Annotated in this window: 20 protein-coding genes; 4 read left to right on the top strand and 16 right to left on the bottom strand. The window is 68.8% G+C overall.

Translation table 11 applies throughout. From position 1 onward, the window contains the following. Window positions 1-136: 136 nt before the first annotated feature. Genes AC6R2M_RS02830 through AC6R2M_RS02775 form a run of 12 tightly spaced genes read right to left on the bottom strand, consistent with a single transcriptional unit; the run spans window position 137 to window position 12,493 of the window. Window positions 137-595, bottom strand: a complete 459-nt coding sequence (locus AC6R2M_RS02830) for an Lrp/AsnC family transcriptional regulator (RefSeq protein ID WP_500485306.1) — start codon at window positions 593-595, stop codon at window positions 137-139. Between the two features lie 5 nt (window positions 596-600). Then, window positions 601-2,310, bottom strand: coding sequence for an AMP-binding protein (locus tag AC6R2M_RS02825; protein ID WP_500485304.1), 1,710 nt, complete (start codon window positions 2,308-2,310; stop codon window positions 601-603). Window positions 2,311-2,367: 57 nt separating this feature from the next. After that, window positions 2,368-3,144, bottom strand: a complete 777-nt coding sequence (locus AC6R2M_RS02820; RefSeq protein ID WP_500485302.1) for an enoyl-CoA hydratase — start codon at window positions 3,142-3,144, stop codon at window positions 2,368-2,370. Continuing rightward, window positions 3,141-4,043, bottom strand: coding sequence for a 3-hydroxyisobutyrate dehydrogenase (mmsB, locus tag AC6R2M_RS02815; protein ID WP_500485300.1), 903 nt, complete (start codon window positions 4,041-4,043; stop codon window positions 3,141-3,143). Before mmsB ends, AC6R2M_RS02820 begins: the two co-directional genes overlap by 4 nt. Beyond that, on the bottom strand, window positions 4,040-5,107 hold the full coding sequence (locus AC6R2M_RS02810) for an enoyl-CoA hydratase/isomerase family protein (protein ID WP_500485298.1): 1,068 nt from the start codon (window positions 5,105-5,107) through the stop codon (window positions 4,040-4,042). Before AC6R2M_RS02810 ends, mmsB begins: the two co-directional genes overlap by 4 nt. Continuing rightward, window positions 5,104-6,252: an acyl-CoA dehydrogenase family protein gene (locus tag AC6R2M_RS02805; RefSeq protein WP_500485296.1), complete on the bottom strand. Its 1,149-nt coding sequence runs from the start codon at window positions 6,250-6,252 to the stop codon at window positions 5,104-5,106. The genes AC6R2M_RS02810 and AC6R2M_RS02805 overlap by 4 nt, the downstream gene beginning before the upstream one ends. A 10-nt stretch (window positions 6,253-6,262) precedes the next feature. Further along, window positions 6,263-7,855 (bottom strand): GMC family oxidoreductase, encoded by a 1,593-nt coding sequence (locus AC6R2M_RS02800; RefSeq protein WP_500485294.1) that lies wholly within the window; start codon window positions 7,853-7,855, stop codon window positions 6,263-6,265. Next, complete coding sequence (locus tag AC6R2M_RS02795; protein ID WP_500485292.1) at window positions 7,855-8,838, bottom strand: branched-chain amino acid ABC transporter permease; 984 nt, start codon at window positions 8,836-8,838, stop codon at window positions 7,855-7,857. Before AC6R2M_RS02795 ends, AC6R2M_RS02800 begins: the two co-directional genes overlap by 1 nt. Then, window positions 8,838-9,725: a branched-chain amino acid ABC transporter permease gene (locus tag AC6R2M_RS02790; protein ID WP_500485290.1), complete on the bottom strand. Its 888-nt coding sequence runs from the start codon at window positions 9,723-9,725 to the stop codon at window positions 8,838-8,840. The genes AC6R2M_RS02795 and AC6R2M_RS02790 overlap by 1 nt, the downstream gene beginning before the upstream one ends. Before the next feature lie 2 nt (window positions 9,726-9,727). Next, window positions 9,728-10,453 (bottom strand): ABC transporter ATP-binding protein, encoded by a 726-nt coding sequence (locus AC6R2M_RS02785; RefSeq protein WP_500485288.1) that lies wholly within the window; start codon window positions 10,451-10,453, stop codon window positions 9,728-9,730. Then, a complete protein-coding gene (locus AC6R2M_RS02780; protein WP_500487462.1) occupies window positions 10,446-11,258 on the bottom strand; it encodes an ABC transporter ATP-binding protein in 813 nt (270 codons plus the stop codon). Before AC6R2M_RS02780 ends, AC6R2M_RS02785 begins: the two co-directional genes overlap by 8 nt. A gap of 23 nt (window positions 11,259-11,281) precedes the next feature. Then, entirely contained in the window at window positions 11,282-12,493 is a 1,212-nt protein-coding gene (locus tag AC6R2M_RS02775; protein ID WP_500485286.1) for an ABC transporter substrate-binding protein, read from the bottom strand. Between the two features lie 282 nt (window positions 12,494-12,775). Between AC6R2M_RS02775 and AC6R2M_RS02770 the strand changes: the two genes are divergently transcribed. From AC6R2M_RS02770 to AC6R2M_RS02760, 3 genes are all read left to right on the top strand, one after another. Beyond that, window positions 12,776-13,684, top strand: coding sequence for a LysR family transcriptional regulator (locus AC6R2M_RS02770; RefSeq protein ID WP_500485284.1), 909 nt, complete (start codon window positions 12,776-12,778; stop codon window positions 13,682-13,684). Window positions 13,685-13,883: 199 nt separating this feature from the next. Next, complete coding sequence (locus tag AC6R2M_RS02765; RefSeq protein WP_500485282.1) at window positions 13,884-15,116, top strand: lytic murein transglycosylase; 1,233 nt, start codon at window positions 13,884-13,886, stop codon at window positions 15,114-15,116. Between the two features lie 7 nt (window positions 15,117-15,123). Further along, window positions 15,124-16,428, top strand: a complete 1,305-nt coding sequence (locus AC6R2M_RS02760; RefSeq protein WP_500485280.1) for an SGNH/GDSL hydrolase family protein — start codon at window positions 15,124-15,126, stop codon at window positions 16,426-16,428. A gap of 130 nt (window positions 16,429-16,558) precedes the next feature. Here the strand turns inward: AC6R2M_RS02760 and AC6R2M_RS02755 are convergent, their stop codons facing one another. Further along, window positions 16,559-16,936 carry a PepSY domain-containing protein gene (locus AC6R2M_RS02755; RefSeq protein ID WP_500485278.1) on the bottom strand — a complete coding sequence of 126 codons (378 nt, stop codon included), beginning with the start codon at window positions 16,934-16,936 and terminating at the stop codon, window positions 16,559-16,561. A gap of 279 nt (window positions 16,937-17,215) precedes the next feature. Here AC6R2M_RS02755 and AC6R2M_RS02750 point away from each other — a divergent pair, with 279 nt between their 5' ends. Beyond that, window positions 17,216-17,677 (top strand): Hsp20 family protein, encoded by a 462-nt coding sequence (locus tag AC6R2M_RS02750; protein ID WP_500485276.1) that lies wholly within the window; start codon window positions 17,216-17,218, stop codon window positions 17,675-17,677. Window positions 17,678-17,834: 157 nt separating this feature from the next. Here the strand turns inward: AC6R2M_RS02750 and AC6R2M_RS02745 are convergent, their stop codons facing one another. From AC6R2M_RS02745 to AC6R2M_RS02735, 3 genes are all read right to left on the bottom strand, one after another. After that, window positions 17,835-18,242: a hypothetical protein gene (locus AC6R2M_RS02745; protein WP_500485274.1), complete on the bottom strand. Its 408-nt coding sequence runs from the start codon at window positions 18,240-18,242 to the stop codon at window positions 17,835-17,837. Window positions 18,243-18,436: 194 nt separating this feature from the next. Then, the gene (locus tag AC6R2M_RS02740) at window positions 18,437-18,646 is read right to left on the bottom strand and encodes a ribosome modulation factor (RefSeq protein WP_500485272.1); all 210 of its coding nucleotides are present in this window, start codon (window positions 18,644-18,646) and stop codon (window positions 18,437-18,439) included. A gap of 68 nt (window positions 18,647-18,714) precedes the next feature. Then, the gene (locus tag AC6R2M_RS02735; RefSeq protein ID WP_500485270.1) at window positions 18,715-19,554 is read right to left on the bottom strand and encodes an HpcH/HpaI aldolase/citrate lyase family protein; all 840 of its coding nucleotides are present in this window, start codon (window positions 19,552-19,554) and stop codon (window positions 18,715-18,717) included. Window positions 19,555-19,770: the final 216 nt, after the last annotated feature.

Raw genomic sequence — 19,770 nt, 5'->3', positions numbered from 1 at the left:
GCCGCATTCCTCCACCATCGAGATTAGAACAGTTCGAGCGGAGCGCCATTCCCTTCTGCGTCATCGCAGGGCGCGATTGAGGAGCCCTATCCCAAGACTTGGCCCGGATCGGCGGAATCCGTCCTACGAACGGCGATCAGATCGGAAGGCGGCCGCCGGTCCGCACCTTTCGAAGGACCACGGTCGAATTCATGTCCGCCACATGCGGCAGGTTCGACAGGCGCGTCTTGAGCAGCGTCTCGAAGCTGTGGATGTCGCGTGTCACCACCGTCAGCGCGAAATCGTACTGGCCGGTCACGAGATAGCATTCGACGATCTCGGTCAGCCGGGCGGCCTCGCGCTCGAAGTCGGTGAGCGAGGCCTCGTCGTGCTTGGAGAGCTTGATCATGGTGATGACCGTCATCGACAGGCCGACCGCCTTCTCGTCGAAGACATAGGTCCGGCCCTTGATGATCCCGGCCTCCTGCATGCGCTTCATCCGGCGCCAGCAGGGCGTATGGCTGAGGCCCGCGGCGCGGCCGATCGCCTCGATCGAGCCCTCCGGGTCGTCCTGGAGGGCTCGCAGGATGCGCAGGTCCGTCGCGTCGAGCTCCACGAAGCTCAGCCGGCCCCAGCCGGACCCTTGAGGTCGGCTTCGGTGTAGCTCGCGACGACGAAGGCTTCAGCCCCCTCCCCGCTCGTCTCGATCCGACGGAGCTGGACGCGCCGGATCTTGCCGGACACGGTCTTGGGAAGCTCCGAGACGAAGGCGATCGCGCGCACGCGCTTGAAGGGCGACAGGCGGCTGGCGCAGTGCTCGAGGATCGAACGCGCGGTCGCTTCGTCCGGCGCACGGCCCGGCACGAGCGTCACATAGGCCTTGGGCACGGCGAGGCGGATCGGGTCCGGCGCCGGCACGATCGCGGCCTCGGCGACGGCGACGTGTTCGATCAGGACGCTTTCCAGCTCGAAGGGGCTGATGCGGTAGTCCGACGACTTGAACACGTCGTCGGCCCGGCCGACGAAGGTGAAGTAGCCGTCCTCGTCGAGGAAGGCGACGTCGCCGGTGCGGTAGACCTCCTTGCCGGGCGGGCGGAGCGTGAGGTCGTCCTGCCGGTAGCCGTCCATCAGGCCGGCGGGCCGATCCGGCCCGAGCGAAAGGGCGACCTCGCCCTCCTGCGCGTCGCCTCCGTCGGGATCGAGAAGCCGGACGCGGTAGCCGGGAAGCGGGCGGCCCATCGCTCCGGGCTTCACCGGCTGGCCCGGCGAATTGCCGATCTGGGCGGTGGTTTCCGTCTGTCCGTAGCCGTCGCGGATATGGACGCCCCAGGCGGCCTTCACGCGCTCAATGACCTCCGGATTGAGGGGCTCGCCGGCGCCGACGACCTCGCGCAGCGAAACGGGATAGGCCGTCAGATCCTCCTGGATGAGCATCCGCCAGACCGTGGGCGGCGCGCAGAGCGTCGTCACCTTGCGCTCGACGATCTCGGCGAGGAGCGCCTTGGCGTCGAAGCGCGGCTGATTGATCGAAAGGCTCGTCGCGCCCGCGTTCCAGGGTGCGAAGAAGCTGGACCAGGCGTGCTTGGCCCAGCCCGGCGAGGAGATGTTGAGATGCACGTCGCCCGGCTGGAGGCCGATCCAGTACATGGTCGACAGCGCTCCGACCGGATAGGAGCGATGATTGTGGACGACGAGCTTGGGCTTGGCCGTCGTGCCGCTGGTGAAATAGAGCAGCATCGGGTCGCCGGGCCGCGTCTCGCCGGAGGCCTCGAAGACATCGGACGCGGCATCCGCACCCTCGTAGGAATGCCAACCGTCCGCCACCCCGTTGACGACGATCCGGGTGACGCCCTGCATGGGCAGGTCCGCGAACTTCGCCGTCTGGTCGGCGCTCGCCACCACCAGCCGCGCAGAGCCGCGCCCCAGCCGGTCCTCGAGCTCGGTGCGGGACAGAAGCGTCGTCGCCGGGATGACGACCAGCTCCAGCTTCATCGCCGCGAGCATCACCTCCCAGAGCGGCACGACGTTGCCGAGGACGAGGAGGAGATGGTCGCCGCGCGTCGCGCCGAGATCGGACAGCCAGTTGGCCACGCGGTTCGACCGCCGGGAAAGTTCGGCGAAGGTCAGCGAGCGCTCGGTGCCGGACGCGGCGTCGACGATGGCGAGCGCCGTCCGGTCGCGGCTTTCGGGGTTCGCGGCCAGTTCGCCGTCGAACCAGTCGATCGCCCAGTTGAACGGAACCGGGTCGGGCCAGCGGAAGCCCGCCACCGCCCCCTCGTAATCCGTCCGGTGTTCCAGAAGGAAGTCGCGCGCCTCGCGAAAGCTCGTCATTTCCGTCCCGCCCCTGATGATTCGACGGCCAGCGCTACACAATAGGCCCGGTCGGCCTCAGCTTCGATCGAAATCCGGTTTGCGCTTCTCGACGAAGGCGGCCATGCCCTCCTTCTGGTCGGGCAGCGCGAACATGGAGTGGAACAGCCGGCGCTCGAAGCGCAGCCCCTCGGCGAGCGAGATCTCCTCGGCGCGGTTGACCGTCTCCTTGGTCATCATGGCGACGATCTTGGACTTCGCGGCGATGGCCGCGGCCATCTTCAAGGCTTCGGCCTCCAGGTCGGCCGCCGGGAAGACGCGCGCGGCGAGCCCGGCCCTCTCGGCCTCCTCAGCGCCCATCATCCGGCCCGTGAGGCACAGCTCCATCGCCTTGGACCGGCCGATGAGGCGCGTCAGGCGCTGCGAGCCGCCCATGCCCGGCATGACGCCGAGATTGATCTCGGGCTGGCCGAACTTCGCGCCGTCGCCGGCGATGACGATGTCGCACATCATGGCGACCTCACAGCCGCCGCCGAGCGCGAAGCCGTTGACGGCCGCGATCATCGGCGTGCGCACGGCGGCGAAGCGCTCCCAGATGCCGAACCAGTCGCGGGCGTACATCTCGGCATAGCCGGAGGACTGCATCTCCTTGATGTCGGCGCCGGCCGCGAACGCCTTCTCGGAGCCGGTGACGACGATGCAGCCGACGCTCTTGTCCTCGTCGAAGGACAGCGCGGTTTCGGTCAGCTCGGTCGCGAGCTGCAGGTTCAAAGCATTCAGTGCCTTCGGTCGGTTCAGTCGGATCAGCGCCACGCGGTCGTGGCGCTCGACGAGGATCGTCGACTCTGCGGTCATGAAGCTTCCCTTTCGCCCGAGCGCGCCCGAAGGTGGTTGACGATGCCGGAGAAGTCGCTGCCGCCCTCCCCGGCCTCCGCGAAGGCGGCGTAGATCTCGCGCGCGTGCCGGCCGAGCGGTGTCTCCGCACCGGCCAGATCGGCCGCCTCCTGCGCGAGGGTCAGATCCTTCAGCATCAGACTGGCCGCGAAACCTGGCCTGTAGCCGTTGTTGGACGGGGCCGTCGGCACGGGTCCGGGCACCGGGCAATAGCTCGTCAGCGACCAGCACTGGCCGGAGGCCGTGGAGGAGACGTCGAAGAGCGCCTGATGCGAAAGGCCGAGCTTCTCGGCGAGGACGAAGGCCTCCGACACGCCGATCATCGAAATGCCGAGGATCATGTTGTTGCAGATCTTGGCGGCCTGCCCGGCGCCGGCCGCGCCGCAATAGACGATCTTCGCGCCCATGCGCCCGAGAACCGGCGAAGCGGCCTCGAACGCCTCCGCGCTGCCGCCCGTCATGAAGGTGAGCGTGCCGGCGCTCGCCCCGCCGACCCCGCCCGAGACCGGCGCGTCGAGCGAGAGGAGCCCCGCACCCGCCGCCATCTCGTGCGCGGCGCGCGCGCTGTCGACGTCGATGGTCGAGCAGTCGATCAGGAGCGTGTCCGAGTCCAGGAGCGGCAACGCCTCCTTCCAGACGGAGAGGACGTGGCGCCCGGCCGGCAGCATGGTGATGACGATGTCGGCGCCTTCCAGCGCCTCGGCCACCGTCGCCGGAATCTCGACGCCCGCAGCCAATGCCGCCTCGACGGCGGGCGCCGCGAGGTCGAAGCCGCGCACCGTGTAGCCGGCCTTCTTCAGGTTCAGGAGCATCGGCAGGCCCATATTGCCGAGGCCGATGAAGGCGATGCGCTGGCTCATGAACTGGCCTCCAATGCGAAGGGCGGCACGATCCCCGGCCGCGCGGAAAAGGCGTTGCGGTCCACCGGCGGCGCGTCCGACAGGAGCGGCGGGGACCAGCGTGGATTGCGGTCCTTGTCGATGACGGCGGCACGCACGCCCTCGTAGAAGTCGGGCCGCTGAAGCGTGCCGAGCGCGGCGAAGAACTCGGCCGTCAGGCAGTCGCGCAAGGACGCGTTCGCGGCATGTTCCAGCAGCGCCTCGGTGTCGCGAAGGCTGGAGGGCGAGCGCGACAGGATGGTCGCGCGCGTCTCCTTGGCGAAGTCGGAGCCGTCCGCCTCCAGCGCCTCCAGGACGCCTTCGATATCCGGGGCCGAGAAGGCGCGGGCGATCAGGGAGCGATGCCGGGAGAACAGGCCGGGCGTCGTTCCCGCACTCTGCCGGCCGATGGCGTCCTCGATCGCGGCGGCGTTCTTCGCGGCGAGAAGGTCCGCCCTCAGCTCCGGCAGACGCTCGGCCGGCACCATCACGTCGGCCAGCCCCGCCGCGATCACGTCGGCCGCGCCGACGATCGAGCCCGTCAGCGCCAGATAGCGCCCGACGCCGTCCGGCGCGCGCGACAGGCGGTGCGTGGCCCCGACATCCGGCACGAAGCCGATGCCGGTCTCGGGCATGGCGAAGCGGATGCGATCCGTCGCGACACGGTGCGAGGCGTGGATCGAAAGTCCCGCCCCTCCGCCCATCACGATGCCGTCCATGAAAACGACGACGGGCTTGGAGTACTCAGCGATCGAGGCGTTCAGCTCGTATTCCTCGCGCCAGAAGGTCTCCGCGAGATCGGTGCCCGCCTTGCCGGAATCGTGGATGGCGCGGATGTCGCCTCCCGCGCAAAAGGCCCGCTCGCCCTCGCCCTCCAGAAGCACGAAGGCGATTTCGTCGTCCTTCGAGAAGCGATCGAAGGCGGACTTCAGCGCCCGCACCATGGGCAGCGTCAGCGCGTTCAGCGCTTGTCGCCGGTTCAGGCGGACGATGCCCGCCGCGCCCCTCCTCTCGACGATTACATCGTCCGTGCCGGACTCCGTCATCGGCCCTCCGCCAGCATCTGCCGCGCCACGATCAGGCGCATGATCTCGTTCGTTCCCTCCAGGATCTGGTGCACCCGGAGGTCGCGGACGATCTTCTCGATCCCGTATTCGGCAAGATAGCCGTATCCGCCGTGAAGTTGCAGCGCCTCGTTGGCGACCTTGAAGCCCGCATCGGTGACGAAGCGCTTGGCCATCGCCGCCAGCCGCGTCGCGTCCGGCGCGCCGTCGTCCAAGGCCGAGGCGGCCCGCCAGAGGAGGGAGCGCGAGGCCTCGAGCTCGATGCCCATGTCGGCCAGGCGGAACTGCAGCGCCTGGAACGCGTCGAGGCGCTTTCCGAAGGCGCGGCGCTCGGCCATGTAGGCGAGCGCCTTCTCCAGCGCGCGGGAGGCGCCGCCGAGCGAGCAGGCGGCGATGTTCAGCCGCCCGCCGTCGAGCCCCTTCATCGCGATCTTGAAGCCCTCGCCCTCCGCGCCGATGCGGTTGGCAACGGGGACGCGGGCGTTCTCGAAGACGAGCTGGCGGGTCGGCTGGGCGTTCCAGCCCATCTTGCGCTCGTTCGCCCCGAAGGAGAGGCCTTCCGTCTCCTTCGGAACCGCCAGGGCGGTGACGCCGGACGGCCCCTCGCCGCCGGTCCGCACCATCGTCACGTAGAGATCGGCCGCGCCGCCGCCGGAGATGAACTGCTTGGTGCCGTTCAGGACGTAGGTGTCGCCGTCGAGGCGCGCCGTCGCCGAAAGCGCCGCCGCGTCCGAGCCCGAGCCCGGCTCCGTCAGCGCATAGGCGCCGATCGTCTCCATCGAGACGAGACCGGGCACGAGGCGGGCGCGCAAGCTCTCCGAGCCGAAGCGGTCCACCATCCAGGCGGCCATGTTGTGGATCGACAGATAGGCCGAGACCGCCGGGCAGCCGGTCGCGAGCGCCTCGAAGATCAGCGCCGCGTCGAGGCGCGTCAGGCCGGAGCCGCCATGCTCCTCGCCGACATAGATGCCCCCCATGCCGAGGCTCGCGGCCTCCCGCATCACCTCGACGGGAAAGTGCCGCGCCTCGTCCCATTCCAGCGCGTGCGGCGCGATCTTCTCGTCGGCGAAGCTCCTCGCCATGTCGCGGATCGCGCGCCGGTCCTCGTCGAGACCAAAGTCGCTCATCGAATCCTCCTCATGCGGCGAGGATCATACGCGCCGCCTTCTCCGCGATCATCACCGTCGGCGAGGCGGTGTTGCCGGAGACGATGCGCGGCATGATCGAGGCGTCGGCGATGCGAAGCCCCTCGATGCCGCGCACCCGCAATTGCGGATCGACCACGGATTGCGGATCGGCGCCCATGCGGCAGGTGCCGACCGGGTGGAAGATCGTCGTGCCGATGTCGCCCGCCGCCTGGACCAGCTCCTCCTCACTCCGGAAGGCGGGCCCGGGCCGGAACTCCTCCGGCCGGTAGGGCGCCAGCGCCGGCTGGGCCACGATCGCGCGCGTCACCCGGATGGAATCGGCCGCCACGCGGCGATCGGTCTCGGCGGACAGATAGTTCGGCGCGATGGCCGGCTGGGCACGGAAATCGGCGCTTTTGGCGTGAACCGAACCCCGGCTTTCGGGGCGCAGATTGCAGACGCTGGCGGTGAAGGCCGGGAACGGGTGGACGTTCTCCCCGAACTTGTCGAGGCTCAGCGGCTGGACGTGGTATTGGATGTTCGCCGTCTCGAAGGACGGATCGGATCTGGTGAAGACGCCGAGCTGGGACGGGGCCATGGACATCGGGCCGGAGCGCGCCGCCAGATATTCCAGCGCGATCGCCGCCTTGCCGAGCAGCGAGTTCGCCCGCTCGTTCAGGGTGCGGATGCCCGACACCTTGTAGGCGCAGCGCAGCTGCAGATGATCCTGCAGATTCTCCCCGACCTGATCCATCTCGTGCAGGACCGGAATGCCGGCCTTCGACAGGACCTCGCCGCGCCCGATGCCGGACAGCTCCAGAATGTGGGGCGAGCCGATGGATCCGGCGGACAGCACGATCTCGCGCCGGCAGCGCACTTCGATCGTCTCCCCGTCGGCCTCGAAGACGACGCCGACGGCACGGCCCTCCTCCACGACGAGGCGCTTCACCTGCGCGCCGGTGCGCACGACGAGATTGGCGCGGTCCTTCGCGGGCTTGAGGAACGCCTTCACCGCGTTCCAGCGCACGCCTCGCTTCTGGTTCACCTTGAAGAAGGAGGAGCCTTCGTTGTCGCCGCGGTTGAAGTCCTTGATCTTCGGGATGCCGTACTGGGCCGCCGCCTCGCGGAAGGCTTCCAGAATGTCCCAGGAAAGGCGCGCCGGCTCCACGCGCCATTCGCCGCCCGTCCCGTGCATCTCGTCGGGTCCCGCGTGCCAGTCCTCGCTCGCCTTGAAGAGCGGCAGCACGTCGTCCCAGCCCCAGCCCTCGCAGCCCATCTGGCGCCACAGATCGTAGTCCCGGGCCTGCCCGCGCATGTAGATCATGCCGTTGATGGAGGAGCAGCCGCCGAGGACGCGCCCGCGCGGATAGCCGAGCGTTCGCCCGTTCAGGCCCGTCTCGGCTTCCGTGGTGAAGCACCAGTCGGCGCGCGGATTGCCGATGCAGTAGAGATAGCCGACCGGAATGTGGACCCAGGCGTAATTGTCGCGCGGGCCGGCTTCCAAAAGCAGGACCGAGCGCGACTTGTCGGCCGACAGGCGGTTGGCGAGGACGCAGCCCGCCGTCCCGCCGCCGATGACGACGTGGTCGTATTCCAGTTCCATCAGCGGTCCAGCCGCGCCATGATCGCGCGGCCGATCCTGGAATGGTAGAACTCGCCGACGACGCCGCGCCGGAAGGCGAGCACGCAGACCATAAAGATGATGCCGGTCAGCACCGTTACCGGGAAGGCGGAGGTGGCGAGATAGTTCTGCAGCGTCACGATGAGCGTCGCGCCGAAGAGCGGGCCGATCAGCGTGCCGATGCCGCCGAGCAGCGTCATCAGGATGACCTCGCCCGACATCTGCCAGGTGACGTCGGTGAGCGTCGCGAACTGGAAGACCAGCGCCTTGGTGCCGCCGGCCAGACCCGTCAGGGCCGCCGACATGACGAAGGCGGCGAGCTTGTAGGAACCCACCGAGAGGCCGAGCGAGACCGCGCGGTTCTCGTTCTCGCGGATCGACTTCATGATCATGCCGAAGGGCGAATGGACGATCCGGTAGATCGCGAACATGCCGACGAGGAAGACCCCGAGGACGAAGAAGTACATGTTCAGGCCGGACTGCAGGTTGACGACCCCGAAGAGATGCCCGCGCGGCACCGCCTGGATGCCGTCCTCGCCGTGCGTGAACGGCGCCTGAAGGCAGAAGAAGAAGAACATCTGGCTGAGAGCCAGCGTGATCATGGCGAAGTAGATGCCCTGCCGGCGGATCGCGAGGAACCCGATGATCAGGCCGAGGACGGCCGCCCCGACGACGCCGAGCAGGATGCCGAACTCCGGGTTCCAGCCCCAGACCTTCACCGCATGGGCGCTGAAATAGGCCGCCCCGCCGAAGAAGGCGGCATGGCCGAAGGACAGGAGCCCGGTGTAGCCCAGGAGAAGGTTGAAGCTTGCCGCGAACAGCGCGAAGCACAGCACCTTCATCAGGAACAACGGATAGAGGAACCAGGGCGCGGCGAGCAGCGCGCCGATGGCGATCAGGAGCAGGATCGCCTTCAGCGGCGCGATCCTGCGCGTGGCCGGAAGGCTCAGTGCGGCGGTGGTCATCAGGCGGCCCTCCCGAACAGTCCGGCGGGGCGTACCAGAAGCACGATCGCCATGATGACGAAGATCACGATGTTGGACGCCTCCGGGTAGAAGACGCGCGTCAGGCCCTCGGCGAGACCGAGGAGATAGCCCGTGACGATCGCCCCGCCGATCGAGCCCATGCCGCCGACGACGACCACCGCGAAGACGACGATGATGATCTGCGAGCCCATCATCGGCGACACCTGGTAGATCGGGGCGGCGAGGATGCCGGCGAGACCGGCGAGCGCCGCGCCCAGCCCGTAGGTGAAGGTGAGGAGCAGCGGCACGTTGATGCCGAAGGCCCGCACCAGCGTCGGGTTCTCCTGCGCGGCGCGCAGCGTCGCCCCGAGGCGGGTCTTCTCGATCAGGAGCCAGACCGCGACGCACACGACCAGCGAGGCGACGACGGTGAAGCCGCGATAGTTCGGCAGGAACATGAAGCCGAGATTGGTGCCGCCCTGCAGCAGGGCGGGCGTCGGATAGGGCGTGCCCGCCGCGCCGAACCAGTAGCGGAACATGCCCTCGATCACGAGCGCGAGGCCGAAGGTGAAGAGGAGGCCGTAGAGGTGATCGACCTCGTAGAGGCGCGAGAGCGCGACGCGCTCCACCAGCATCCCCATCAGCCCGACGATGAGCGGCGCGAGAATGAGCGCGGGCCAGAAGCCGATGCCGGACGAGGTGAGCAGCAGCGAGCCGACGAAGGCGCCCAGCATGTACTGCGCGCCATGGGCGAAGTTGATGATGCGCAGCAGGCCGAAGATGATCGCAAGCCCGAGCGACAGCATCGCGTAGAACGAGCCGTTGATGAGGCCGACGAGAAGCTGGCCGAGAAAGGCCGCGACCGGAATGCCGAAGATCGTGTCCAAGGCTAGACTCCCAACACTTCGGCGAGGCGCTGCTGGCGCGCCGGCAGTTCGCTCGTCGCGAAGCTTTCCAGCACCTCGCCGTGGTCCATCAGGTAGAAGCGGTCCGCGACGCGCGCGGCGAAGCGGAAGTTCTGCTCGACGAGAAGCACGGTCATGCCGCGCGTCTTGAGCTCGCGCAGGACCTCGCCGATGCGCTGGACGATGACGGGCGCGAGCCCCTCCGTCGGCTCGTCGAGGAGGAGCAGCCGCACGCCCGAGCGCAGGATGCGGGCGATCGCCAGCATTTGCTGCTCGCCGCCCGAGAGCTGCATTCCGCCGGAGTTGCGGCGCTCCTTCAGGTTCGGGAAGAGCGTGTAGATCTCGTCCACGCTCATGCCGCCGGGCGCGACCACGGGCGGCAGATGAAGGTTCTCCTCCACGCTCAGCGTCGCGAAAATGCCGCGCTCCTCCGGCACGAAACCGATGCCGTGCTTGGCCGTCCTGTGCAGCGGCACGCTCATCATGTCCCGTCCGTCGAAGCGGATGGTGCCCGAGCGCTGGGGCAGGATGCCCATGATGGCGCGCAGCGTCGTCGTCTTGCCGACGCCGTTGCGGCCGACGAGGGTCACGGTCTCGCCCGGATAGACGTCGAGATCGACGCCGTGCAGCGCATGGCCCTCGCCGTACCAGGCGTTCAGCCCGCGCACGTGCAGCAGCGGCTCGCGGCCGTTCGCGGCGGCCTCAGTCATGGTCGGTCCCCATATAGGCGGTTCGCACGCGCTCGTCGTTGGAGACGGTCACATAGTCGCCCGCCGCCAGGATCTCGCCGCGCTGAAGCACGGTGACGGTGTCGCAGAGGTCGGCGACGACCTTCAGATTGTGCTCCACCATCAGGACGGCGTGCTCGCGCGCGACGTCGCGGATGATGTTCGAGACGGTGCCGACGTCCTCGTGCCCCATGCCCGCCATGGGTTCGTCGAGGAGCAGGACCTTGGGGTCGAGCGCCAGCGTCGTGGCGATCTCCAGGACGCGCTTGCGCCCGTAGGAGAGGTCGGCGGCCAGCGTGTCCACCGCGTCGCCGAGGCCGACGCGCTCGATGAGCTCCATCGCGCGCCCGTTCAGCCGGTCGAGCGAGGCGAGCGGCCGCCAGAACTGCACCGCCAGGCCGCTCGGCCGCTGCAACGCCACGCGCACGTTCTCCAGCACCGTCAGATGCGGGAAGGTCGCGGAAATCTGGAAGGACCGCACGAGGCCCTTGCGCGCGACCTTCGACGGCGACAGCCGCGTGATGTCCTCGCCGAGGAAGCGGATCTCGCCGCGCGTCGGCTGCAGGAACTTGGTCAGGAGGTTGAAGACCGTGGTCTTGCCTGCCCCGTTCGGCCCGATCAGGGCATGGACGCGCGCGTGCTCGACGTCGAGATTGACGTCCTTGACGGCGGTGAAGCCGCCGAAATCACGCCGCAGATCGCGGCAGGAGAGGACCACCTCGCCCGGAGCGCGCGCCGGGTGAGGCGCGAACGGGGCAGCGGCCGACGCCGCCTCCCCGCCCGCCATCATCGTCGTCTGCGCCACGGAGCCTACTGCGCCCAGCCGGACGTGTCGCAGCCGCTCTCTTCGAGCGAGAGATAGGCTTCGTCGCCCGGAACCGTCGACAGGACGTTGTAGTAGTCCCAGGGCTCCTGGCTTTCGTCCGGGCTCTTCACCTCCATCAGATAGGCGTCGGACATCAGGCGGCCGTTCTCCTGGACGCGCGCGCCGCGCGCGAAGACGTCCTCGACCGGCAGCTCCTTCATCTTGGCCGCGACCGCCGCGCCCTCGTCCGTACCGGCTTCCTGGATCGCCTTGAGGTAGTGCATCACGCCCGAATAGGTCCCGGCGTGGATCATGTTCGGCATGCGCTGGGTCCGCTCGAAGAAGCGGCGGCCGAACTCGCGGCTTTCGTCGTCGCGATTCCAGTAGAAGCTCTCGGTCAGTGTCAGGCCCTGCGCCGCCTGGAGGCCGAGACCGTGGACCTCCGACAGCGTGAAGAGGAGCGCGGCGAGACGCTGGCCGCTCTGCACGATGCCGAACTCGGAGGCCTGCAGCACGGCATTGGCCGTGTCCAGGCCGGCATTGGCGAGGCCGATGACCTTCGCGCCCGAGGACTGCGCCTGGAGGAGGAAGGAGGAGAAGTCGGTCGTCGCCAGCGGATGGCGGACCGCGCCGACGACCGTGCCGCCGTTGTCGGTCACGAACTTGGTGGTCTGCTCCTCGAGCGAATAGCCGAAGGCGTAGTCGGCGGTCAGGAAGAACCACGTGTCGCCGCCCTGCTCGACCAGCGCGCCGCCGGTTCCGACCGCCAGCATGTGCGTGTCGTAGGCCCAGTGGAAGCCGGTGGGCGAGCACTGCGCCCCGGTCAGCTCGGCCGTCGCCGCCCCGGTGACGAGGCTGACCTTGCCGAGCTCGCGCGAAATGCCCTGGACCGCGAGCGCCACCGAGGAGGTGGTCAGCTCCATGATCGAATCCACCTGCTCGGTGTCGTACCACTGGCGGGCGAAGTTGGCGGCGACGTCCGGCTTGTTCTGATGGTCCGCGGTGACGACCTCGATGCGCGCGCCGTTCACTTCGCCGCCGAAATCCTCCACCGCCATCAGCGCGGCCTCGTAGGACCAGCGGCCACCGAAATCGGCGTAGACGCCGGACTGGTCGTTGAGGATGCCGATCTTCACGACGTCGTCGGAGATCTGCGCCATCGAAGGCATGGCGCTTGCCGCCAGAAGCGCGGCGGTGATGGTGGCCAGACGTCTCATGAACTTCCTCCCGTTGGGTCCCAAGAACCGTTTTCGGGAGACGCGCTGGCCACACTGCCTCTCGCGCATGCGCGCAGCATGCGTCGGGCAGCGTTCGACGACGGCACTCCTCCCTGCCCGGACGTGGCGTTGCCACTGCCCGGACCGCCCGAGCGCGCGGCCGTTTCCTCCCGCCTGCCCGCTCGAACGAACGGAACGCTAGCACTCGATTTCCATGCCTAGAATGGTGTTTTTCGAACAGGCACTGTACGTATTCGTTCAGATCAAACGATGGCCGGCGCGATGTCGAACTTCTCCTGGGACGATCTTCGGCACTTCCTCGCGGTCGCGCGCACCGGCCAGCTTTCGGCGGCGGCTCGCGAGCTGCGCACCAGCCACGTGACCGTCTCCCGCCGGATCGACCGGCTGGAGCGCATGCTCGGCCAACGGCTCTTCGAGCGCAGCCCCAAGGGCTACGCGCTGACGACGGCCGGCGGGCGCCTCGTCGAACAGGCCAAGGCGATGGAGCGGCAGGCCGAACTGGTCGGATCGAGCGAGCCGGGCGGGCGGCTCGTCGCGCGCGGCGTGGTGCGCCTCTCGACGCCCGAGGGGTTCGGCAACTTCTTCCTCGCCGACAAGCTGGCGGGGTTCGCCGGAGAGCATCCGGGGCTCGCCGTCGAGTTCGTCACCCTCCAGCAGATCGTCTCGCTGTCGCGCCGCGAAGCCGACCTCGCGGTGACGCTCCACCCTCCCGCCAGCGGCCCCTACCGGCACGAGCGGCTCGCCGGCTACCGGCTCTTCCTCTACGCCGCGAAGACCTATCTCGCCGCGCACGAGCCGATCGCGAGCCGCGCCGACGTCATGGCCCACCCGCTGATCGGCTACATCGACGACATGATCTTCACGCCCGGCCTCGACTATCTGAAGGACATCCTGCCGGGCATGCGGGCGAGCTATCAGAGCTCCTCCATCCAGGCCCAGCTTTCGGCCGGTCTTGCGGGTTACGGCCTCTGCATCCTGCCGCACTTCATCGCCTGCCGGCACTCGGAACTGCGGCCGGTCCTGCCGGGCGAACTTTATCTCGACCGCACCTATTGGCTGGTCTGCCACGAGGAACTGGCCCCCGCCCCGCGCATCCGGATCCTGGCGGATTTCATCCGCGACCGGGCCCGACGGGCCGGGCCCCTGTTCAGGGGCGAAGTGACCGCCTGACGGAAACGTGAATATCCCGTTTCCGGGCGGGCTTGGCGCGCTTTCCGCTCGCGCCGTCATTTCGCCTTGAAAAGATGGGTGAATTCGCCTGCGGTCGCGCCGCTCCAGGGGCTTGGCCGTTCGACGTGGTAAAGACGCCGTTAACGACCTGCCCCTATCATCGGACGTTCCTGCAAACGTCCCTCCGTCGGAGTAGACCATGCCTGCACCGAGAGCCGCTCTCGCGACCTTCGTGAAGACAGCCGTCGTCGCCGCGACCCTGGCGCTGAGTTCCACCATGCCCGCTGCCGCGGACGCGCAGTTCCGCCAGTGGATCGCGAATTTCGAATCCACCGCCGCCCAGAGCGGCATCCGGCGCGAGACCTACCGCGCGGTCTTCGCCAACGTGACCGAGCCCGATCACGACACGATCCAGCGGGCGCGCAACCAGGCGGAGTTCCAGAGCCGCGTCTGGGACTATCTCGACAACCGCGTGAACGAGCAGACCGTCGCGCAGGGCCAGCAGCTGGCCCGGCAGTGGGGCCCGTGGCTCGACCGCATCGAGCAGCGCTTCGGCGTGCCGCGCCACATCCTCCTCGCCATCTGGTCGGTGGAGTCCAATTACGGCGCCGCGCTGCAGAACCCCCAGCGCCTCAAGAACATTCCGCAGGCGCTCGCCACGCTCGCGGTCTACGACCAGCGCCGCGCGCGCTTCGCCCGCCAGCAGCTGATCGCCGCGCTGCGGATCGTCCAGGACGGCCACATCTCCCCGGCGGGCCTGACCGGCTCCTGGGCCGGCGCGATGGGGCACACCCAGTTCATCCCCACCTCCTATCAGGCCTGGAAGGTCGACATGGACGGCGACGGGCGGGCCGACATCTGGAACTCCGTGCCCGACGCGCTCGCCACCGCCGCGAACCTCCTGCGCGACAACGGCTGGCGTCCGGGCCAGACCTGGGGCTACGAGGTCCAGCCGCCGCAGGGCCGCAACATCCAGAGCCTCGACCGCGCCAACAAGACGATCGGCGAATGGGAGCGCCTCGGCTTCGCCCGCGTCGGCGGCCGCGCCTTCCCCGACCGTTCGCAGAACGCCAACCTCGTCATGCCGGAAGGGCCGAACGGGCCGATCTTCCTGATGACGCGCAACTTCTTCGTCATCAAGAACTACAACAATGCAGACACCTATGCGTTGACCGTCGGGCATCTGGCCGACAGAATCGCCGGCGGCGGCCCGTTCGTGCGTCCCTGGCCGCGCGGATACACGCCGCTGACCATGGCGGAACGGCAGGAATTGCAGCAGCGTTTGAGCCAGCGTGGCTATTACGACGGCGACATCGACGGGCTGATCGGCTCGGGTTCGCGCGGCGCGATCACCGCCTTCCAGCGGGGGGCGGGGCTCGCGCCGGACGGAAACGCGTCGAAGGCGCTGCTCGACGCGCTGCGACGGAACTGAGGTGACGATGGCGGGACGAACGCATACGCGCCGAGGGCGGATTCTGCTTCTCACCGTCCCGCTGTCGCTCGGCCTCGTCGCGGCCGACCTCGCGCCCGCGCAGGCCCAGCAACGGCCCCGCAACATCATGGAAATGCTGTTCGGCCCGCCCGTCGTTCAGCAGCAGCCGCAGGTGCGGCGCCAGCAGGCCCAGCCGCAGCGCCAGCAGGCGCGCCCCCGGCAGGGCAACCGCCAGCGGCAGGCCCAGCCGCGGCGCCAATCCGCCCCGGCGCCCGCCGCGGCCGCCGCCGCGCCCGCGGTGGAGACGGTCGAAAAGGCTGAGAACGCCCGCGACGTCCTCGTCGTCGGCGACTTCATGGCCGCAAGCCTGACGCGCGGCCTGACGGAGACCTTCGCCCAGAACCGCGACATCCGCATCGTCGGTCGCCCGGAAGGCTCCTCGGGTCTCGTGCGCGCCGACTACTACGACTGGCTCGGCCAGCTGCCGAAGCTGATCGACGAGGTCGAACCCGATCTCGTCGTCGTCATGCTGGGCGCGAACGACCGACAGGCGATCCGGGTCGGCGGCGCGTCCGAGCCGGTCCGCTCCGACGCCTGGACCGCCGAGTATTCCCGCCGCGCCGAAGCGCTGGCGGACATCGTCGAGACGCGCGATCTGCCGCTGATCTGGGTCGGCATGCCGGCCTTCCAGGCGAACCGGATGACCGAGGACATGGTCTTCCTGAACGACCTCTACCGCCGGGCGGCCGCTTCGGCCGAGGGCGAGTTCATCGACATCTGGAACGGCTTCGTCGATTCCTCCGGCGCCTTCATCATTTCGGGGCCGGACCCGGCCGGGCAGCCGGCGCGCCTGCGCAACTCCGACGGCATCACCATGACCGCCGCCGGCGCGGCCAAGCTCGCCTATTACGTCGAGAAGCCGATCGTCAGCCGGCTCGGCCTGAGCGTCGACGACATGCTCGTCAGCCTCGCAACGCAGCAGATCGGTCAGGGGGAGCTGCCCGCCGTCCGCCGCAGCCCGGACAGCGTCCGCACCGAGCCCATCGCCATGAACGATCCGGGCTTCGACGGCGCCGACACGCTTCTGGGCGGAGGAAACACGGTGCAGGACCAGGGCCCCTCCCCGCGAGAGCGACTGGTGCTCAGCGGGATCGTCCAGCCTCCGGCGCCCGGCCGGGCCGACAGCTTCAACTGGAGCGGTCGCGGCCCCGCCGTCTCGCCGGCGACGCATGAGAACGCCATCATGGTGCGGGGCTCGACCAGCCTCGACGCGCTGCGCGCGCCCTCCCGCGAGGGCGACGACGCACCCTGAGCGGTCCGTCTTCCGCGCGGACGTCGATCCGAAAAGGTCGAAGCCGGAAGCCCCCGTTCCGAGGCTTCCGGCTCCAAGCGGTCACGGCGGAAGGGACGGGACGCCGCGACCGTTCTGATGCGCTTGCGGCCTAGAAGCCGAAGCGGAACTCCATGCCCATGCGCCGGACGTGATCGTCGGGCGACGGGCCCCGGGCCCAGCCGATCCGCTCCTGGCGGATGACCGAGCCGTTTCTGGCGTCGAGGGCGAGGCGATGGACCGAACCGTTCGGGCGGATCGCCTCGACGAGGTAGCGGTCCCGGCGCAGTTCGAGATCGACGATCTCCACGAAGCCGTTCCGATGCACGATCCGCTCGATCGCCCGCTTGCCGAGCACGCCGTCCGCGCTCGACGCGCTCCGATGGTCGCGCGCCGCCTCATGGACGGCGGGCCGGTCGAAGGCGCCGGCCGGACCCGGTAGAGCGGTCAGGGAGACCGCGAATGCGACTGCAGCGATCAGCGCTTTCATCGTCCTCTTTCCCATGCCCTCGATCAGGCATGGTCGGACTATGACAGCGTCAAAGTGAACGCGGCCGGACCGCTTCGTTCATAATTCGTTCAGTTTCGCGGACGGCGGCGAAATTCCTCGCAGGCGCCCTTCGGGCGATCTTGAAGCCGGATTTTGCGCCCATTATTTTTCGGATGCGGTCGCCGAAACGGGCCGCAGACGATCGAGAGACGGCCGCGGATGCGGGGTCTTTGAACGTTCGTCGAACCCCATGTTGCTCAACTCAAGAGGACAGAACCCATGCGTAACGTCGATTTCGCTCCGCTCTATCGCTCCACGGTCGGTTTCGACCGTCTCTTCTCGATGCTCGACAATCTCGGGCAGGTGGACAATTCGCAGTCCTATCCGCCCTACAACATCGAGCGCACCGGTGAGCACGACTACCGGATCACCATGGCCGTCGCCGGCTTCGAGGAGAGCGAGCTCTCCATCGAAAGCCGCGAGAACGTGCTGACGGTGAAGGGCGAGAAGGCAGAAGCCGAGGGCGAAGCGTCCCGTTTCCTCCATCGCGGCATTGCCGGGCGCGCCTTCGAGCGACGCTTCCAGCTCGCCGAGCATGTCGAGGTCAAGGGCGCCAGCCTGAAGCACGGCCTGCTTCACATCGATCTCGTGCGGATCATCCCCGAGGCGATGAAGCCGCGCCGGATCGACATCACGGTTGCCGGCAACGAGAACCGCGCCATCGAGGCGAACGCCGCCTGACGGCCAGCCGGTTCTCCAACGGAACCCCACGACGACGAGACCCCGCCGGAGCGCTCCGGCGGGGTCTTTTTCGCTCTCGGCCATCGCACCGGTCGATGATGTCGTGCACCGACACCGGACGCCCGCCCCCACAGCGGAGGGCGAGCGTTCCGTCCGGTCAGCAGTTGGCGGCGATGCCTTCGGCGTCGTTCGAGGCGCGCGCCGTCTGGCAGGCCGCACCGCGCGTGACGTCGTTCAGCCCTTCGCGGGCTGCGTCGAGCGCGCGGGCGCCTTCCTGCTGCGCGCGCTCCAAGGCCGGACCCGACGCGTCGCGCAGATCCTGGAGCGCGGAGCCGGCCGCGTCGCCGGTGGCGCGGGCCGCATCCTCGATCGCCTCACCGGCCTCGCGCATTTCGGTCTGCGTCCGCGTTTCGGGCGCGGGCGCGGCCGGCGCAGCGGGGGCGGCCGGCGCGGTCGTCACCGGAGGCTCGGCCGGCGGCGGCGTGGTCGATGCGGAATTGTCGTCTCCGCACGCAGCGAGAGCCAGAAGCGAGCCGGCGGCAAGGGTGGAGAGAAGCAATCTCAAGTCTCGTTGTCCTTTTCGTCTGGTTTCCGGGTCCCGTTCGGACCGCGGGATGTCGGGCATCCGGGACGGCATCCTCGGCGGGTCCCGCCCATCGTCCGTCCCGTCGCCCCACGAGCAAAAGGCGCCGCCGGCAGAGCCGGTAGCGCCTCGAATTGTCGTCGCGCGCGACTTCGCCCGAAGCGCGCGGACTTCGGCTACATCCGGTGTTCGACCCGTTCGCCCGCCGGCTTTGATGCGGGCTGATGCATGCCGGAGCGGTTCGCGTTCGGGCGCGAATTGGCCGCCTCCGTCCATCCGGCCATCCATTCGGCGCGAAGGCTCGAACCTGCGGGATAGTCGCAGGACGACATCGGATGATTGTGCTCGAAGGCGAGCTTGCCCTGTGCGAATGCGTCTTTTGCCATCGGAACCTCCTTCGGCTGACACAGCCGGGAAACGCGGCTCTCGGCGTCCGGTTCCGACCCTGTCCCCTTCAGATGCGCGAAAGGATGCGCCCTGCGCCGACGAGGTGCAGACGCTCCACCATCCTTCCATCGACCTTGATGGCGTTGCGCCCGGCGTTCTCGGGCGCTTGGAACGCCTCGACGATGCGCCTTGCCCAGGCGACCTCTTCTTCGCTGGGCGAGAAGGCGCGATTGCACGGCTCGATCTGTCCGGGGTGGATCAACGTCTTGCCGTCGAAGCCGAAATCGGCGCCCTCCAGAGCTTCGCGTTCGAAGCCCTCCTCGTCCGACAGATCGTTGAAGACGCCGTCGAGGGCGGCGATCCCGCTGGCCCGCGCCGCGCAGACGCTCAAGGTGAGGGCCGCCTCCACCGGACGGCGCGAGCGGCCGAGCCGGCATCCCATGTCCTTGGCGAGATCGTTGGTGCCGATGACGATGCCCTTCAGCGGCAGGCGGGCGGCGCTTGAGCAGATCTCGGCGATCCGCAGGATCGCGCCGGGCGTCTCGATCATCGCCCAGAGGTCGCGGCCCGGCAGGCGCCGGGCGCAGTCCTCCAGCATCGCTGCGCTGGAGACCTTCGGGAGGAGAATGCCGATCTCCAACGCCTTCAGCGCCGTCGCGTCATCCTCGAACCAGGGCGTATCGGGGCCGTTCGCGCGCACCAGGAGCATCCGGTCGCCGAACCCGCCCTCGCGAACCGCCGCCACCGCCGCCTCGCGCGCCGCGTCCTTCATCTCCGGCGCGACCGCGTCCTCCAGATCGAGGATCACCATGTCGCAGGCGAGCGTGCGCGCCTTGGCGAGCGCCTTCGCGTTCGACGCCGGCAGGTAGAGCGCGCTGCGCAGCCGCGCGGGGATGGTCTCGTTCATGAATGTCCTCATCGCGCCTTCGCGCCGGTTCGCCGATTCCGTCGCCCCGAGGCTACCCTTTCCCGCGCCCCCCGGTCGAATGACGTCCCGCGATTGTGGGATCGCGGCGCCGCCCGTAGGTTGGCGCCGCCGTTGGCCGTCGCTCAAGGAAAGCTCCGCGAGCAGAGACATCGGCCGCTGCCTACGCCGAGCCGGAGGACGGACGGCGGGGCGAGT

It is taken from the genome of Aureimonas sp. CAS, from assembly GCF_059838215.1.
This window is presented reverse-complemented; position numbering and strand designations above follow the sequence as displayed.

Bases quoted from the DNA above. Each gene is read 5' to 3' on its own strand.
- mmsB (WP_500485300.1), bottom strand. From the start codon at position 4,043: ATGAGCCAGCGCATCGCCTTCATCGGCCTCGGCAATATGGGCCTGCCG.
- AC6R2M_RS02795 (WP_500485292.1), bottom strand. From the start codon at position 8,838: ATGACCACCGCCGCACTGAGCCTTCCGGCCACGCGCAGGATCGCGCCG.
- AC6R2M_RS02810 (WP_500485298.1), bottom strand. From the start codon at position 5,107: ATGACGGAGTCCGGCACGGACGATGTAATCGTCGAGAGGAGGGGCGCG.
- AC6R2M_RS02820 (WP_500485302.1), bottom strand. From the start codon at position 3,144: ATGACCGCAGAGTCGACGATCCTCGTCGAGCGCCACGACCGCGTGGCG.
- AC6R2M_RS02755 (WP_500485278.1), bottom strand. From the start codon at position 16,936: ATGAAAGCGCTGATCGCTGCAGTCGCATTCGCGGTCTCCCTGACCGCT.
- AC6R2M_RS02800 (WP_500485294.1), bottom strand. From the start codon at position 7,855: ATGGAACTGGAATACGACCACGTCGTCATCGGCGGCGGGACGGCGGGC.
- AC6R2M_RS02750 (WP_500485276.1), top strand. From the start codon at position 17,216: ATGCGTAACGTCGATTTCGCTCCGCTCTATCGCTCCACGGTCGGTTTC.
- AC6R2M_RS02740 (WP_500485272.1), bottom strand. From the start codon at position 18,646: ATGGCAAAAGACGCATTCGCACAGGGCAAGCTCGCCTTCGAGCACAAT.
- AC6R2M_RS02805 (WP_500485296.1), bottom strand. From the start codon at position 6,252: ATGAGCGACTTTGGTCTCGACGAGGACCGGCGCGCGATCCGCGACATG.
- AC6R2M_RS02765 (WP_500485282.1), top strand. From the start codon at position 13,884: ATGCCTGCACCGAGAGCCGCTCTCGCGACCTTCGTGAAGACAGCCGTC.
- AC6R2M_RS02760 (WP_500485280.1), top strand. From the start codon at position 15,124: ATGGCGGGACGAACGCATACGCGCCGAGGGCGGATTCTGCTTCTCACC.
- AC6R2M_RS02785 (WP_500485288.1), bottom strand. From the start codon at position 10,453: ATGACTGAGGCCGCCGCGAACGGCCGCGAGCCGCTGCTGCACGTGCGC.
- AC6R2M_RS02775 (WP_500485286.1), bottom strand. From the start codon at position 12,493: ATGAGACGTCTGGCCACCATCACCGCCGCGCTTCTGGCGGCAAGCGCC.
- AC6R2M_RS02825 (WP_500485304.1), bottom strand. From the start codon at position 2,310: ATGACGAGCTTTCGCGAGGCGCGCGACTTCCTTCTGGAACACCGGACG.
- AC6R2M_RS02780 (WP_500487462.1), bottom strand. From the start codon at position 11,258: ATGGCGGGCGGGGAGGCGGCGTCGGCCGCTGCCCCGTTCGCGCCTCAC.
- AC6R2M_RS02735 (WP_500485270.1), bottom strand. From the start codon at position 19,554: ATGAACGAGACCATCCCCGCGCGGCTGCGCAGCGCGCTCTACCTGCCG.
- AC6R2M_RS02770 (WP_500485284.1), top strand. From the start codon at position 12,776: ATGTCGAACTTCTCCTGGGACGATCTTCGGCACTTCCTCGCGGTCGCG.